The sequence below is a fragment of the Microbacterium sp. LWO12-1.2 genome, assembly GCF_040675875.1.
Classification (GTDB): domain Bacteria; phylum Actinomycetota; class Actinomycetes; order Actinomycetales; family Microbacteriaceae; genus Microbacterium.
In genome coordinates this window covers 3835009-3849480 of the sequence record NZ_JBEGII010000001.1, presented here as the reverse complement: position 1 = coordinate 3849480, position 14472 = coordinate 3835009, and the positions used below count along the sequence as shown (strand labels likewise).

The following is a 14472-nucleotide window of genomic DNA, read 5'->3' as shown; positions in this document are numbered from 1 at the left end:
CCATCTCGCGCGCATCCGCAGTCCCATCCGCTTAGAAGTCGATGAGCGCATACTCATCGCTGATCCACCAGTTGTTCGCATCCCAGAATCCCTGCGTGCTTCCTTCGCCCCCGCGCTCAGTACCGGGCTGCCCGGTCTGGATGATCTCCGAGACGTTGTAGAACGATTCGGACCCCGGCTCGAGGTACGCGCCGGGACCGAGAGCGTCATGCCCGGTCGCAGAGGGAAGACTCTCCCCGGATGCGCTCACACCACCATCGCTGTCGAACACCGTAGTCCCCGGTAGGCGCTCGGGGCTGACAGGATGCCCGGGAGCAGTGGCGCGACCGACCCTGGCGACGGCGTCGTCTTCCGAGATCGTCGCGTAGATCTGCGGCGGCTTGCCGTTGGTGAGGTTCTCGACCACGGTCGGATCGTTCGGGAAGCCGGCCGAGCCGACCGCGATGAACGAGGTGACACCGAGCCCGTCGGGCTGCGAACCGATCGCGAGGGCGGCCGTCGTGGAGCCATACGAATGCGCTATCACGTTGACGTCGGCGTCGGGCGAAAGCGCGCGCACCGCGAGCAGATAGGAACGCAGCGATGCCGCACCATCCTGCGCGCGGTCCATCGCAGGCTCTTCCAGCAGCTCCGGCGTGTCGTATCCGAACCACACGACGGTGGCAGACCCCGGACCGACCGAGTCGTTGAGCGCCCTCGCCGACTCCCCCCAGGAGAGGAGATCGCCGACGTTCCCCTTCATGCCGGGGATGAGCGTGTTGATCTCGGATGCCGTCGACAGATCGCCGTACGCGATCGCGGCGGTCACCTGCTCCGAGCCGTCCGGATCGAAGCTGATGAGATTCGGCGGCGGGGTCCCACCCGCGTTCAGCGCTCGCACGATCGCTTCGAGTTCGTCGCGATGCGGCCCCTCGGGCTCCGTCTCGAGCAGTTCATCCAGCCGTGCCTTGTTGACCGTCGCCCGCACATCCCAGGGGATGCCGTCGAGGTTGCCGATGATCTCAGGATGACTCTTGATGATCTCGTCCTGCAGCTCGGGGTTCTCCAGCCAGAGCCGGTAGATGTCTTCCGGACTCGTGGCCGCGAGCAGCGCGTCGAGGAGATCGCGCGCCTCATTCGTCAGCACGGCCCCGCTGCCGCCGGCGAGTTCCGAGAGCGCGGCAGCATACGCGGTGTCCCAGTCGCCGTAATAGCCCTCGTACTGTGTCCAGAGCTCGTCCAGCGCGTCTTTGGCGGCATCCCGGTCGCCGATCGCCTCGGTCACCGCGTCGTTCGTGTCGTCGATCTTGTCCTGGTCATCGCCGTAGGCGGCCGACATCGCCGCACGACCGGCGTGATCGGCGGCGAGGTTCAGGCGTGACCACTCCGCATGCGCGGTCTCGATGTCATCGATCAGATCGTTCGCCGGCTTCGCGTGGGCATCGAAGGCATCGGCGTATCGCTGCATGACTCCGGCGAGCAGCTGCGCCTCGGCGATGTCCGCAGGAAGCAGCGCGGAGAGATCGCTCGCGTCGGTGCGCACGGCGGTGACGGCCCTGCCGAGGCCGGGCAGGTCGTGGGCGGACTGCACGGCGGTGCGCAGATCACCGAGACGATCCGCGACCCGGGTGAACAGGCTGCTCCAGTACGCCATCGATCCGCTGTTGCCCTCGAGGCGTTCGAGCGGATAGCCGCGGTTCGGCGAGGTGAGTGTCATGAGTGGTCCCCGCCGGTGAGCTCGGTGTCGAGCTCGGTGTACTTGTTCGCGATGGCGGAGATCGCGGCCGCCAGAGCATCGCCCGCTTCATTGCGGTCGTACGCCGCATCGTGCAGCGCGGTGAGGCGTCGGTGCATCTCGAGACGGAGCGCAGCACGCTGCGCGGGATTCTCGACCCCGGTGTCCTCGCCGATGAGGTTCGCCGCCTCCATCAGGACCTCGTAGGTCGCTGTGGTGAGCGCGCTGGACGCGTCATTCAGCTCAGCGTAGAAGATCTCGACATCGCTCATTGCTCGCCCCCCGACGAATGCTGGACTTGTGGATGGAAAGGGGCCGACAGTCTCCTGTCAGCCCCTTGCCTGCAGTGCCGTGACTCAGCTGCCGGCGAGCTGCTGGTCCAGGTCCTGGATCGCGCGCATCATGCCCAGCAGCGACTCGGACATGTCGTTGATACCGTCGACCGCGGTCTTCAGACCCGTGGTCAGCTCCGTGTATCCCTCACCGAACTTGCCCGACGCGTGCTGCGTCTTGAAGTCATCACCCAGAAGGGTGTCGACCTGACCCTTCAGCGTGTCCAGCTGACCCTGAATGTCATCACGAGCCTGCGACAGCGACGACGCCACCTGCTCCATCTCTGCATAAGACGCACCGAAATCGGCCATCGTCCACACCCCCGGAAATCGTTTGAACCAGACCACTCCGGCCCGGATAACTCCACCCTACGGACAAAAGACCGCGCTCGTCGATGGGGACAAGTCCCCATCCCGGCCGCGGTCAGTCCACCACTTCGATCGCAGCGAAGAGCGCTGAGATGTCGTGCTGCGCCTCATGGAGCGCGCCGCCGTCATCGACGAACACATCGAGCATGAGCAGCATCCGCGCACTCCGTCCGAGCAGCCGCCTCAGCGCGATGGTCGAATCGTCGACTGCGACGAGCAGCACGCTGTCGACAGCCGTGTCGAACGAGGTTCCCTCGACCTCGGTGATGTTCTGGACCATCCCTCCCGCACCGAGGAAGACGAAGGATTCGAGGGGCTGCTCGTACAACGACTCGTCGAGTTCGACAGCCGTCAGATGAGCGACGACGACCGCTCCACCGATCGAAGGCAGCCACCAGAATCGCTCCCGCACTCCGGGGAGTGGCGGCTCGGCGCGCACGAGAGCGAGCGCACTCTCCGCGATCGCCGTGCGGACGGCCGCGGGAGCGTCCGCACTGGCGCGGTCGTCGGCCACCTCGGCGGCCCAGGACACGTCATCGACGAAATCGTTCCACGGGAACGCGAGCGGAAGCGTCAGCCAGGCTGTCTGGTCAGGCCGCACCCGGTAGCCGCTCACGCACGCCACCGGAACGTCTCGACGATCGTGTCGCTGAGCTCGATCAGGCCTTTCACCAGATCGGGCCCTGTGTCTTCGAGGGTGGTGATGGAGGTCGAGATGATCATGCCGCGACGGTCTCGCGGGTTCGGAAGCGCGATGCCGTAGTCGATCTGCCGCCCGATCACCTCCGCGAGCTCGTCTGTGCCGCGGCGCTCGCTCTCGGCCCGCAAGATCCGACCGATCGTCGTGTCGAACGCTTCGACGCTCCCACTCGCCATGTCACGGAACGCCGACTCGAAATCGGCCCCAGGACGAGCGACATGTTGAATCAACGCGAACGACATCGGCAGGGGTGTCGAGTCGATCCCCGCCGCATCGGGAAGGTAGACCGCTCCGACGTTCCGCGCCCGCATCTGCTTCCATTGCCGGCTGATCAGCATCCGTGCCTCGACGTCGATATCGGGGCGACCGAGAGCACGGATCTGCGACGACATCCGCGTGGCCAGGGCTTTTCGCCCCTCATCATCGATGAAGTACCGTGTCCATCCCGGAGGGAAGAGGATGCTGAATCCGCCGGGCTCGTCGTCGGTCATCAGCTGTCCTGACCAGGGGTCCACACCGGGACGCCGGTCCGAGACCGCTCGCGATCCGCGAGCGCGGCGACGGTTCCAGCGATCACAAGGAGGATCAGAAGGACCGCGCCGTCGGTGATGGCGGCCGCCCAGCGCAACGTGGAGTCATCTGGTGTGGTCTGCGGCTGAGACCATGCGAAGAAGAACGATGCCGCCGTCGCCGCCGCCGTCGCCGAGAAGGCCCCGACCACGCGTCCGGCGTCCGCCAGTCTCGCCAGAGCCACGACCGGGATCACGAGAAGAACACCGACCACGGACACGGCCAGCAAGAGCCAACCGGGCAACCGGAACAACGGGAAGTCCACGACAGCACCCCACATCGGCGCACCGCTCGCGGCGACCTGACCCCCGGAGAGCGCCAAGGACCCGAGCAGGAACACGATCAGCACGGCGGCCTGCAGCATCCTCAGCAGCAGATAGATCGTCGTGAAGCGCTTCTGCAACCGGGAACGACGGGATGACATGAATGACAGCCTATGCCGGTCACCACGGCGCCGTGGCGGCACCGTAGCCGGTCAGCCCCGCGGAACCGGTCCAGGTGACCGCGTTGAGGAACTGTCGGAAGGTCCCGGGGAGGCTCGTCGCGGTCTGCGCGATGAACTGCTGCACGGCCGGATTCGTCCCCCACGGCGAGTTGTGCATCGTCGTGAGGAATCGCTGCATCTGCTGCACCTCGGGACCGCCGTTGACGATCGTCCTCAGCGGGTTGACGAACAGACCCGGCCTGGGCAGGTTGGACATCGAACGGATCGGTGCTGTGAGCCACTGGAACGGTGTCGCCCAGGTGGACGGATGAAAGAGCCGCACGCGCGGAAGACCCGCGCGGATCACCGAGGTGACGACGCCCCTTCCGCCGCTGAGGACGGCGCCGAGCGCGGGGACGCCCTTCGAGAGCACCCGCCCGATCCCGAACGGCAGCAGACCGAGAGCGGCGAGCCCGACATCCCCCAGCGTCGCACGACCATCGACATACTTGAGCGCCGTGAGACCGAGGCTGAGGAGGGTGAGTCCGAGGAGCACCCCCGCCAAGAGACCCGTGAACGGGGCCCCGATGATCAGCGCGACGATCGTGAGAACGATCAGAACGACGGCGATGACCGTGAGGAGGTCGTCGACGAATCCCCAGAATCCATCGCCGTTGTCGGCCGTGTCCATGGCCTTCTGCACGCCCTCCACGGCATCGTCATACGCATCGGACCATGCGTCGAAGACGTGATCGAAGCTGTGCCATTGGGCGTCGCGATCGGTCTTCGCTCCGGTGAGCGAGGTGTTCGCCGCATCGACGGCACCGGATGCCGCTTCCTTGTCCGCCTGCGTAGGCTCGTCTTCCCACGGCCACTGATGATCGACCGAGGCCTGATTCCGGTCAGCCGTCTCCTTCTCCTCGAGCGCGGTCTGATAGTCCCTCTCCGCGCGCTCGACCTCGTGGAGGTGAAGGTCGAGCCAGTTCTGCGCGGTCTGCAACGCCTCCGCATAGGTACGCAGCGCCTTGCCCGTGCCCTCGTAGCGCACCGCCGCATCGGACAGGTCGCTCGACGACTCCCGCGCCATGTCACCGAGCTTGTCCGTACCTTTGCTCTTGTGGACGCCGGAGTCGCCGATCTCGGTGAGCAGCACCGCCGTCTCGGACATCGTGACGGCGAGCTTCACGAACCCGTCGCCGTCAGCCCAGATCACGGACGGGTTTCCTTCGAGCGGTCGCAGTTCGTGCTGGGTGAACGGAGACCTCATCGTCGCGTGGCCTTTCCAACGGAGACGTCTGCCGTACTCGTCGGGTTCTCGAAGCCGTTCGCGGTCTCGGTGTCCCACTGCTCCCAGCCATCGATGATCCCGGTGAGCTGGGTGAGGATCTCGTCGAGATTCTTCTGCAGCTTGCCGCGGTTCGACTTCCAGTCGTCCTCGAAGTCGGAGACCTTCTGCCGCAGTTCGGAACGTCCGTCCGGCTTGCCGACTGCGCTCTCCAGCGCATCGTTGGTCTGAGCCGCCGATTCGAAGGCGTCAACCGAGGATGTCAGGCCGGTCTTCGTCAGGCGAAGTCGGTCCAGATCGAGCATGATGTCCATCGCGAGTATCTTCTCCAGCGGGGATGATGAGAGAAAAGGGGCCGACGGATCCCGCCGACCCCTTTCGAGTCAGAATGCCGCGTGTGTCAGCTGCCGGCGAGCTGCTGGTCCAGGTCCTGGATCGCACGCATCATGCCCAGCAGCGACTCGGACATGTCGTTGATACCGTCGACCGCGGTCTTCAGACCCGTCGTCAGCTCCGTGTACCCCTCACCGAACTTGCCCGACGCGTGCTGCGTCTTGAAGTCATCACCCAGAAGAGTGTCGACCTGACCCTTCAGTGTGTCCAACTGCCCCTGAATGTCATCACGAGCCTGCGACAGCGACGACGCCACCTGCTCCATCTCTGCATAAGACGCACCGAAATCGGCCATCGTCCACACCTCCGGAAATCGTTTGGATCGGACCACTCCGGCCCTGATAACTCCACCCTAAGGACAAACCATCAGGGCCGTCGATGGGGACAACTCCCCATCCCCACTGCAGCGCCCGACGAGCGTCAGGGGCGCGGGATGACGCCGGCGATGTCGATCTCGCCGTCATAGGCGAGCCACGTGAGCCATGCGGCCGGTGTCATCGTCCGCGCCTGGGCGACACTGCCGGCATCGACACCGCGCTCCGCCAGCTGATCGAGCCGCGCCAGCCAGTCGGCCTTCGTCGACGCGTCCTGTCGGGTGGACGATGCCGCCCATTCCGCCTCCCGACGCATCTCCCGAACGGAGTCCGTCTGCGGTCGCGACGGCCCGACAGATGCAGGAACCGCGGAGCGCCGGCGCACCAGGTCGCTGCGCACGGCGATGCCGATGATCAACAGCACGCTCACCGCGGTCATCGGCAGCCAGACCGCGAGGTCCTGCGGGGCGAAGCCACGCCCGTCACCGCCGCCGACCGCCAGGCGGAAGATCAGGATGCCCGCGCAGATCACTCCGACCAGCACCGCGAGGGTCTCGCCCGTCCGCGCGCTCTTCGGATCGGGCACGCGTAGCATCAGCACGATCAGCAGTACAGGGAGCGCGATCACGCCGGCGACGAGAGCAACCGAGAGCGCGGTGCTCGGGTCTGTGAACGAGTTCCTTCGATCAGCAGGTCCGAGCATCACGGCCTGCACCAGAGCGGCGACGAGTCCGATACCGAGCAGCACTCCCCAGATCACGCGATAGGCCGTGCCGAACTCGCGCTCCGGTGATGCCCCCGCCGCTGACACCGGAGGCGCACCCGCACTGGTCACGAACCGCGCGCGACGCAGATGCAGCTTCCAGAGCCGACTGAACAGCGCGGACGCGGTCTGCGGATCCGCACGAAGCGCCTTCACGGCTTCCGTTCCGACCACCCGAACCGCGGCGTCGTCTCCGGAGAGACGGATCACAGGCTTCACTCGTCGGTATCCACGTCGTCGGCCACCCAGGTCACGGTTGATGCCATCGCATCGAAGATCATTCGCACGGCGACAGCGTACTCGTCGTCGTCCGCCGTCTCGGCACCGACGATCGTGCTGCCCGTGAGCATGAGCGCCTTCCGGCGGTTCGTGCCCGGCACCGAGATCACGTAGATGCTCTGCGCGCGATGCGTCTCATCGTCGAGTCCGGCCCTGCGGTCCCGCCAGTAGACGATCCGCCCCTCCGTGTCGAGCAGCTCGGCACCGTCGCGGATCCGCGACGTGACCCATGCGTCGAGAGGGCCGTCGGGCGAATCGATGAACGTCGCGATCATCGACAGCGCGAGTGGATCCTTTCCTGGAGTCCTTTCCGAAGGGAGGAACACGTACTTCGCACCCGCTTCGGCCAGCCCCTTCATCGCACTGTTGAGCTGCGAGGTGAACATGCCGTCGAGGTCAGGCCGACCTGCTCGGGCGAAGGCCGGCCGGGTGCGCTGCTCGAGCTGTGCTCCCAGCTCCGGGGTCACCGGCCAACTCGCCCACTCCGCAGGGAGCAGGATCCGGAAGCGCGGCGTTCCCGAGGAGAGACCGAGCAGTTCCTCACGCAGCGACATGCTGACCCGATCCGATCGGTGCGACGACGATCCGCTCGATGAGCTCTTCGAACACCGGCATCCCCACACCGAGGTGGGGCAGACTCGGACTGGTCACGACGACCTCCAGCAGTGCGCCGTCGCGCAGCAGTTCGTAGTGCAGCGTTCCCAGGATGCCGACGTCCGGCACCTGGGTGATCGTGGAGATGACCCGACCCACTGCGGGATCGTGCTCGCGCAACGGCAGGACCTGCCGCGGAAGCGCGGCGGGTGCGAGCTCCGGCAGGTCGTCGAGGGAGGCGAGATCGCTCTCCGTGGCGTAGATCGCCACGAGTGCGCGTCCTGGCAGGCCGTCAGGGCAGAACAGCAGCGTGGCGAACGCTGTCGGATCCGCGCTCGCGGTGAGGGAGATGAGTGCCTCGACGGTCTCCTCGGGGTCGCGCTCCGGCTCGGACTGCAGCGTCGCGACCTTCTCGCGCGCCCAGACTCCCGGATCCACGTCGGAGGGAACCGGCAGCAACCAGCGATCGTCGATGTCGACCTCGATGCTCCGCATCAGAATCCCCACCCGCTCGTCGTCCTGTCATAGGCGAAGCCCGCTCCGGCCTTACCCAGGTTGTCGAGGAAGTCGAGCGCGGCATTGCCGCCGGACAGCATGTCATCCATGACGCTGCCGTTCGGCGTGTTGCCGAGGAACGACCGAAGGTTGTTGAAGGCCGCGTTCGAGAGACCGGAGGCGCCGTCGCCGATCGCACCGGCCCACGAACCTTCGCTGCCGCGGAGCAGCCGGCTGAGCATCGACGGCGACTCGAGTCCGTTGAAGAAGTTCCGCATGACTGCGGTGCCGTTGCGGTTGACGGCACCACCGGCATGGAAGACCTGACCGAGGTTGCCTTCGGCGAGCACACCCGTCAATCTCGACCCGCCACGCCATCCGGCACCGACCATATCGCCACCCATGCCGAGCAGCCCCCGACCGAGCGACGCCAGTCCCGGAGCAGCCTTGAAGCCCTTGACGAGCGCGAACGCCTTGCCGAACGGGAACACGCCGACGGCCGCCATCGCGATGTCCCATCCGTTGCCGCGGCCGCAGCTGACCTTCCACACCGTGACGGCGAGTGCGGCCAGGCCGATGATCGCCGCCGCGAGGATGAAAGGACCGCCGATGATGCACGCCGCCACCGCGAGCACGATGCCCGCGTAGGAGAGGATCGTGCCGAGAGTCTCCAGCCAGGGCAGCTGGTCATCCCACCACGAGTCCTTGACGCCCTCGTCGTTCGCGGTCTGAATGCCCGCCCTGGCCCGCTCGTAGGCCTCCCACCACGTGTCGTACACGCCCTCGTATTCGACGGCCTTGGCCTTCCAGGCATCGTGGTCGCCGTCGACGTCGGCGAGCGACGTGCGGTCATCCGTGGATTCGCCCTCTGCGGGCTCCGGGAGCTTCGAGTCGTCCTCGTAGCTGCCGGCGGTGGTCTGATAGGCGTTCCAGAGATCCTCGAGGTCGGGGATCAGCGTGCTCAGAGTCGACTTCACGCCTTCGAGTGTCCGTGCGTACTCGATGATGTGCGTGCCGCTCGGCTGGTATCGCTCGCCCGCCTTGCGCAGATCATCCTTGACGTCGGTGACGTCGCCCTTCAAGGCATCGAGGCTCTTCCCCCGGCACTCGGCGCCCAGGTCGATCGTGGCGAGCAGATCTGCGGCGGCCAGCATCTGGTCGCCGAGACTCTCGATCTCGATCCCACGGAGCTCGATCGCGGGGGCCTCCCCCTCGATCGGGATGATCTCGTACTGCTTGCCTGCGGTGGGTGTCCTGTCCATGTCAGCGTGCCCCGTTCGGTTCGACCTGCGGCGGGTTCTCGGTGGTGTCGAGGTTCTTCGCCGCCTCGAGGTCGAAGTCCGTCCACGCCGTGGCGAAGTCGACGACCCGCTCCTTCGCGCTCTCGAGCTTCGACTTCAGGGTGTCGCGCTTGTCGTTCCAGTCGCTTTCGAAGCGGCTGATCTCGCTGCGCAGGGCCGTCTCGCCGTGCGGGGCGCCGATCGCGGATTCCAGGGCGTCGCTGCGTGTACCGGCGCTCTCGAACTCCTTGATGATGTTGCCCAACGACGTGTTCAACTGCTCCAGCTGCGACATGGGGATGTTGATGTCAGTTCCCACGACGATACCTCCTCGATTCCACCGATCGACTTCTGACCACTGCGTGCGCGTCGGCTCTCATCACGACCCTCCCCACCCTAAGGAGAACCGGCGGGTTCCACGATGGGCACAACTCCCCATCGGGTCATGCCTTCCTCTCCGCCTCCACCAACGGCAGCTGGACCGTGACCTGACGGCCCGCCTGCACGAAGATCCCTCGCCCCTCCGGGAAGTCCGTGCGCTTGACCTTCGGGAACGGCACTTTGAACACGGCATCGCCGTCGAAGGCATCCGGTTTGAGGATGATGCCCTTGCGGCCGGCCTTGAAGTCCGCGATGAAACCGAACCCGCTGGTCACCTGAGTCACGTCGGCGTCGCCGATGAGAAGGTGGTCGCTGCGGTTGATCGCCTGGAACAGAGCCTTCATCTCGCGCTCCGCCGGGCTGTCCGCGAACTGCGGGACATCCTCGACGACGACGAGCAGACGCACGCCCAACGTCTCGTCGGTGGCGATCTCGGTGATCTCCTTGGCCAGTTCCTTGGCGTCCTCCGGGGTCACCGCACTGCGGGTCCACTCGACGTAGTCCTTGAGCTGCGCCCGCCGCCCGCCGAAGTGGAAGAGCTTGATCTGCGGGTCGAGCCGACGCATCGAGGTGATGATGGCCTTGAGGGCGTTGGTCTTGCCCGACGAGGGCGGCCCCGCCACGACGAACGTGCCGACCGGATCGAAGTCGCGGGCGGCCAGAGTGTCCTCCGCGACGCCGAGCACCGGGAACTCGCCCAGTCGATCGGGCAGGTCGCGCACCGACAGGCGAGTGGGGAGTGCGCCGATCTCCGGCACCTCACGAGCCCCGGCTTCGCGCAGCGACTCGGCGAGCTTCTCGAGGAGCTTGGTCTGCTCCGCGACGTTCGGAGTGCCGCCGAGCGTCGCGATCTGGGTCTCCCGCCCATCGACGATCGCGCGGCCCGGAGCCGAGCGCTCGTCCAGCACGTCCTTGGGAGCGTTGAGCATCGCATAACCGGACTCGTCGGAGAGGCGCAGCACCACACGCCGCGAGACGTTCGCGCTGACCGCAGTGGGCACTGAGCCCGAGCGGTCGGCGCTCGCGATCACGTGTACGCCGAGCGGACGCCCCTCGCCGAGGATGCGCATGAAGGTCTGGTAGAACGGCATGCGCGCCGTGGTCGACTCCCACTCCGCCCGGAACTGCGGGAACCCGTCGATCAGGAACAGGATGCGCGCCTCGTCCCGTCCGGTGATCTCACGGTACTCGGTGAGACTGGAGGCGTTCGCCGCACTGAAGCGCTTGCCGCGGTCGTCGAGCACCTTGGCGAGCGAGCGGAGAACGCGCTGCACGCGCTCGGAGTCGTCGCCGGAGATGACCGAACCGACGTGCGGAAGCACCTCGAGGCTCTTGAGCGATCCGGATCCGAAATCGAGTCCGTACACCTCGACGTTCGAGTGCGCCGGATCGAAGCCCCCGGCGATCGCGATCGTTCGCAGCACGGTCGACTTGCCCGATCCACTGGTGCCGTAGACCAGCAGCGAGCCGTCCTTGTCCGGATGGAAGTACGCGGGTTCCTGGAGCTGTCGCTCCGGGACGTCCATCTTGCCGAGCAGCACCTGTCCGTCACCGAGGACGGGCAGATCGCGGATGTCGACGGCGCCCTCGAGGTCGTCGAGCCAGGGACGACGAGGAGCGGGGATGCGCGCCTGACGTGCCGCGGTCACCAGGGTCGCGACGATGCGCTTCTGGTCGTTGGGGCCGAGGTCCTCGTCATGCGAGTCGGACTCCGGCGCCTGCTCGGCCTCCCACGTCTGGATCGAGCCGAAGCGGAGTTCGGCGACCTTGACCTCGGCGACCTGCGCCTCTTCGGTCGTCCAGCCACCCGCGTAGGCGGACTGGAACGGCACGAGCCGCCCTGGTCCGGTCTTCGCGATGCCGCGACCGGGCAGCGAGGGCGAGAAGGTCGCCGCCACCGGATCGTCCACGACGTCTTTGGAGTCCGATTCGTCGGCCATGCGCAGCGCCACGCGCAGGTTGGTGTTCGCGCGGAGGTTGTCCTTGATGACACCGGCCGGACGCTGTGTCGCCATGATCAGATGGATGCCGAGGGAGCGACCGCGCTGGGCGATGTCGACCACGCCGTCCACGAACTCCGGCACCTCTCCGGCGAGCGCGGCGAACTCGTCGATCACGAGCACGAGCGCGGGCGGTGTCTCGGGGTCGCGGCGCTTCTCGAGCTCGAGCAGGTCCTTCGCCTTCTTGCGGTTGAAGAGGTGCTCGCGGTGATGCAGCTCGGCGCGCAGGCTCGTGAGCGCACGCCGCACGAGGTGGGGGCTGAGGTCGGTGACCAGTCCCACGGTGTGCGGCAGGTCGACACAGTCCGCGAACGCGGATCCGCCCTTGTAGTCGACGAACAGGAACGTGACGCGGTCGGGGCTGTGCGCCGCGGCCATGCCGAGCACCCAGGCCTGCAGGAACTCGCTCTTGCCCGCACCGGTCGTTCCTCCGACCAGGGCGTGCGGGCCCTGCAGACGCAGGTCGAGGGTCATGGCATCCGTCTGCGACTGCCCGATGATCGCTCGCAGGTTGCCGGCCTTCTTGAGCCGCGACTGGGGTGCTCCGGAGCGGTCGATGATCGTGTTGTTCTGACGCCAGCGGTCGATCACCGCGTTCGCGTCGTCCGCGATCTCGGTGCCGACGAGGGAGAGGAAGCTGACCGAGTTCGGGATGTCGGAGGCATCCTCGATCACGGTGCTCGAGTCGACGACCGGCGCCAAGCGCTTCGCGAACATCATCATGTAGGCGTGCGAGACGCCCTCGACCTGGACGCCGCGGTAATCGACACCGCTGCGGACCGTGCCGACGACGGCGTCGTCGAGGCCCTTGCCGACATCGACGAACGTGCGGCAGGCAGCGGGCAGAGCCTCGACAACGGGGGCCACGAAGAGCGCGTACACGCCGACGTCGGCGCCGCGCTCCAGGATCTGGGTCAGCCGTGCGCGGTCGACGGGGGCGTCGTTGGTGACGATGACCACGATCGCGGTCTGACCGGGGAAGGTGGCGTCCTCGGCCGCGCGCTTGACGTCGGTGCCGTAGCGCATCGGATCCCAGTCGGCACCGTACGGCGGACGCGCGGACTTCGACTCGCGCGAACGTCGCAGCACGATCTCCTCGAGACCGCTCAGCAGCGCCGTGCCGGTGGACGCGGAATCCGCCAGCGGCATGTCCTTGAACGGGTTCCGCTCGCTGGAGGTGTGCGGCAGCCACTTGAGCCAGTCCAACTCGTTGGCCCAGCCCGGCTCGGTGAGCGCGACCGTGACGAGCTCGTTCGGGGAGTGCGTGCCGAACAGCTGCACCGCGATCCCCCGCAGTGCGTCGCTCGCGAGCGAGGTGGGGCCGGCGACGCCGATCGAGCCGACGCTCTGGAGCGACTCCAGGATCGGTACATCGGCGATCATCCGGTAGCGCTCTTCCAGGCGGTCGACGCGCTCGACGTATTCGACGAGCGCTTCGGGCGTCTCGGTGCGCTTGATGCGCGTGCGCGCCTCGCTCTCGCACACGCCCAGCCGCATCGCGAGGAAGTTCCAGTGCTCGGGCCGGCGCGTCCACAGCAGCGGGCCCAGGCGCATGGCCTCATCGAAGACCACAGCGACCGCGGGCACCTCGTTCTGCCGCACCTCACGTTCCTTGGGGTGCGAGTGGTAGAGCTTCTCCTCGAGCCGCTCGAACTGCTCCTCGAAGGACTCGACCTCCTTGCGCAGACGCTGGCCGATGTTCGTCTTCTGCGAGATGAAGTTGCCGAACATCATCATGGGCGAAGCGGCGGCGATCAGGAGCGAGGCCGGACGCTGCGTGATGCTGAACATCGTCACGGCGAGCAGGATCGGGGCGACCAGCATGGGCCAGGGGAACAGGCGCGACGGCTGGTCGCGGGGGTAGCGCGGCTCGTCGAGCTCCTCACCCGTGAACCGTTCTTCGACCCGCGGGCTGCGGTTGAACATGAGCGCCCCGCCGCGTTCGAGCACGGGGTCGCCGTCGGCCGAACCGTCGAAATCGCTGACCAGGTGCACGACGAATTCGCAGTCACCCAGCGTGAATCGCTGGCCGGGGATCACGCGCAGACGCTGCACGAGCCCGCCGTCGACCAGGATGCCGTTGGCGGAGTTGAGGTCGACCAGCTCGACGAAGGTCGATGCGACCTCGATGCGGGCGTGCCGCTTCGACACCAGCGGATCAGCCACGGTGACGTCGTTCGCCGCATCGCGCCCGATCAGGAAGTGACCGATGGGCAGGGGGAACTCCTGCCCGGATGCGGGGCCGGACACGACGCTGAGCAGTGCGGCGGGGCGGGCGCCGATGGTGCCGACGGAAGCGCGGTGGGGGCCGACGTTGACGACCTCGGCGAGGAAGCCGGAGCCGATCGGCGCATCGCCCACGAGCAGGTCGGGGTTGAGCATGGTCGTCTGGTCGCTCGTCGGCGGCGCCACCGACAGCGTGAGCACGTCGGCGGGGGCTGCCGCGATGCTGCGCAGTGGATCGGTCGTCGCGATCTGGCGTGCGACATCGGCGATCGTCGCCGTCGAGTCCGCCATCACCACCACATCGGTCAGGGGAGCTGCGGGGCGACGCAGGGTCAGCTTGACTCTCATCGTCC

The 14472-nt window shown here is 66.9% G+C and carries 15 protein-coding genes; all 15 read right to left on the bottom strand.

Annotation, left to right across the window (positions count from 1 at the left end):
- Nucleotides 1-31: 31 nt before the first annotated feature.
- Complete coding sequence (locus tag MRBLWO12_RS18360; RefSeq protein ID WP_363558095.1) at nt 32-1696, bottom strand: alpha/beta hydrolase; 1665 nt, start codon at nt 1694-1696, stop codon at nt 32-34.
- On the bottom strand, nt 1693-1986 hold the full coding sequence (locus MRBLWO12_RS18355) for a hypothetical protein (RefSeq protein ID WP_363558093.1): 294 nt from the start codon (nt 1984-1986) through the stop codon (nt 1693-1695). The genes MRBLWO12_RS18360 and MRBLWO12_RS18355 overlap by 4 nt, the downstream gene beginning before the upstream one ends.
- Before the next feature lie 84 nt (nt 1987-2070).
- Entirely contained in the window at nt 2071-2358 is a 288-nt protein-coding gene (locus tag MRBLWO12_RS18350; RefSeq protein ID WP_052678951.1) for a WXG100 family type VII secretion target, read from the bottom strand.
- A 112-nt stretch (nt 2359-2470) separates the two neighbouring features.
- Complete coding sequence (locus tag MRBLWO12_RS18345; RefSeq protein WP_363558091.1) at nt 2471-3031, bottom strand: hypothetical protein; 561 nt, start codon at nt 3029-3031, stop codon at nt 2471-2473.
- Nucleotides 3028-3606 (bottom strand): hypothetical protein, encoded by a 579-nt coding sequence (locus tag MRBLWO12_RS18340; RefSeq protein ID WP_363558089.1) that lies wholly within the window; start codon nt 3604-3606, stop codon nt 3028-3030. The genes MRBLWO12_RS18345 and MRBLWO12_RS18340 overlap by 4 nt, the downstream gene beginning before the upstream one ends.
- A complete protein-coding gene (locus MRBLWO12_RS18335) occupies nt 3606-4109 on the bottom strand; it encodes a hypothetical protein (RefSeq protein ID WP_363558087.1) in 504 nt (167 codons plus the stop codon). Before MRBLWO12_RS18335 ends, MRBLWO12_RS18340 begins: the two co-directional genes overlap by 1 nt.
- A 19-nt stretch (nt 4110-4128) precedes the next feature.
- Nucleotides 4129-5376: a hypothetical protein gene (locus MRBLWO12_RS18330; RefSeq protein ID WP_363558085.1), complete on the bottom strand. Its 1248-nt coding sequence runs from the start codon at nt 5374-5376 to the stop codon at nt 4129-4131.
- Nucleotides 5373-5708, bottom strand: a complete 336-nt coding sequence (locus MRBLWO12_RS18325) for a hypothetical protein (protein WP_363558083.1) — start codon at nt 5706-5708, stop codon at nt 5373-5375. The genes MRBLWO12_RS18330 and MRBLWO12_RS18325 overlap by 4 nt, the downstream gene beginning before the upstream one ends.
- A gap of 86 nt (nt 5709-5794) precedes the next feature.
- Entirely contained in the window at nt 5795-6082 is a 288-nt protein-coding gene (locus MRBLWO12_RS18320; protein ID WP_052678951.1) for a WXG100 family type VII secretion target, read from the bottom strand.
- 125 nt (nt 6083-6207) lie between these two features.
- Nucleotides 6208-7074 carry a hypothetical protein gene (locus tag MRBLWO12_RS18315; RefSeq protein WP_363558081.1) on the bottom strand — a complete coding sequence of 289 codons (867 nt, stop codon included), beginning with the start codon at nt 7072-7074 and terminating at the stop codon, nt 6208-6210.
- 5 nt (nt 7075-7079) lie between these two features.
- A complete protein-coding gene (locus tag MRBLWO12_RS18310) occupies nt 7080-7697 on the bottom strand; it encodes a hypothetical protein (RefSeq protein ID WP_055869612.1) in 618 nt (205 codons plus the stop codon).
- Nucleotides 7684-8232 carry a hypothetical protein gene (locus MRBLWO12_RS18305; protein WP_055876738.1) on the bottom strand — a complete coding sequence of 183 codons (549 nt, stop codon included), beginning with the start codon at nt 8230-8232 and terminating at the stop codon, nt 7684-7686. The genes MRBLWO12_RS18310 and MRBLWO12_RS18305 overlap by 14 nt, the downstream gene beginning before the upstream one ends.
- Nucleotides 8232-9494: a hypothetical protein gene (locus MRBLWO12_RS18300; RefSeq protein WP_363558078.1), complete on the bottom strand. Its 1263-nt coding sequence runs from the start codon at nt 9492-9494 to the stop codon at nt 8232-8234. The genes MRBLWO12_RS18305 and MRBLWO12_RS18300 overlap by 1 nt, the downstream gene beginning before the upstream one ends.
- 1 nt (nt 9495) lies before the next feature.
- Nucleotides 9496-9831, bottom strand: coding sequence for a hypothetical protein (locus MRBLWO12_RS18295; RefSeq protein WP_055869603.1), 336 nt, complete (start codon nt 9829-9831; stop codon nt 9496-9498).
- Nucleotides 9832-9955: 124 nt separating this feature from the next.
- On the bottom strand, nt 9956-14467 hold the full coding sequence (locus tag MRBLWO12_RS18290; protein ID WP_363558076.1) for an FtsK/SpoIIIE domain-containing protein: 4512 nt from the start codon (nt 14465-14467) through the stop codon (nt 9956-9958).
- Nucleotides 14468-14472: the final 5 nt, after the last annotated feature.

Excerpts from the sequence above, each read along its gene's own strand:
- MRBLWO12_RS18360 (WP_363558095.1), bottom strand. The coding sequence starts at position 1,696 with ATGACACTCACCTCGCCGAACCGCGGCTATCCGCTCGAACGCCTCGAG.
- MRBLWO12_RS18355 (WP_363558093.1), bottom strand. The coding sequence starts at position 1,986 with ATGAGCGATGTCGAGATCTTCTACGCTGAGCTGAATGACGCGTCCAGC.
- MRBLWO12_RS18350 (WP_052678951.1), bottom strand. The coding sequence starts at position 2,358 with ATGGCCGATTTCGGTGCGTCTTATGCAGAGATGGAGCAGGTGGCGTCG.
- MRBLWO12_RS18340 (WP_363558089.1), bottom strand. The coding sequence starts at position 3,606 with ATGACCGACGACGAGCCCGGCGGATTCAGCATCCTCTTCCCTCCGGGA.
- MRBLWO12_RS18335 (WP_363558087.1), bottom strand. The coding sequence starts at position 4,109 with ATGTCATCCCGTCGTTCCCGGTTGCAGAAGCGCTTCACGACGATCTAT.
- MRBLWO12_RS18330 (WP_363558085.1), bottom strand. The coding sequence starts at position 5,376 with ATGAGGTCTCCGTTCACCCAGCACGAACTGCGACCGCTCGAAGGAAAC.
- MRBLWO12_RS18325 (WP_363558083.1), bottom strand. The coding sequence starts at position 5,708 with ATGGACATCATGCTCGATCTGGACCGACTTCGCCTGACGAAGACCGGC.
- MRBLWO12_RS18320 (WP_052678951.1), bottom strand. The coding sequence starts at position 6,082 with ATGGCCGATTTCGGTGCGTCTTATGCAGAGATGGAGCAGGTGGCGTCG.
- MRBLWO12_RS18310 (WP_055869612.1), bottom strand. The coding sequence starts at position 7,697 with ATGTCGCTGCGTGAGGAACTGCTCGGTCTCTCCTCGGGAACGCCGCGC.
- MRBLWO12_RS18305 (WP_055876738.1), bottom strand. The coding sequence starts at position 8,232 with ATGCGGAGCATCGAGGTCGACATCGACGATCGCTGGTTGCTGCCGGTT.
- MRBLWO12_RS18300 (WP_363558078.1), bottom strand. The coding sequence starts at position 9,494 with ATGGACAGGACACCCACCGCAGGCAAGCAGTACGAGATCATCCCGATC.
- MRBLWO12_RS18290 (WP_363558076.1), bottom strand. The coding sequence starts at position 14,467 with ATGAGAGTCAAGCTGACCCTGCGTCGCCCCGCAGCTCCCCTGACCGAT.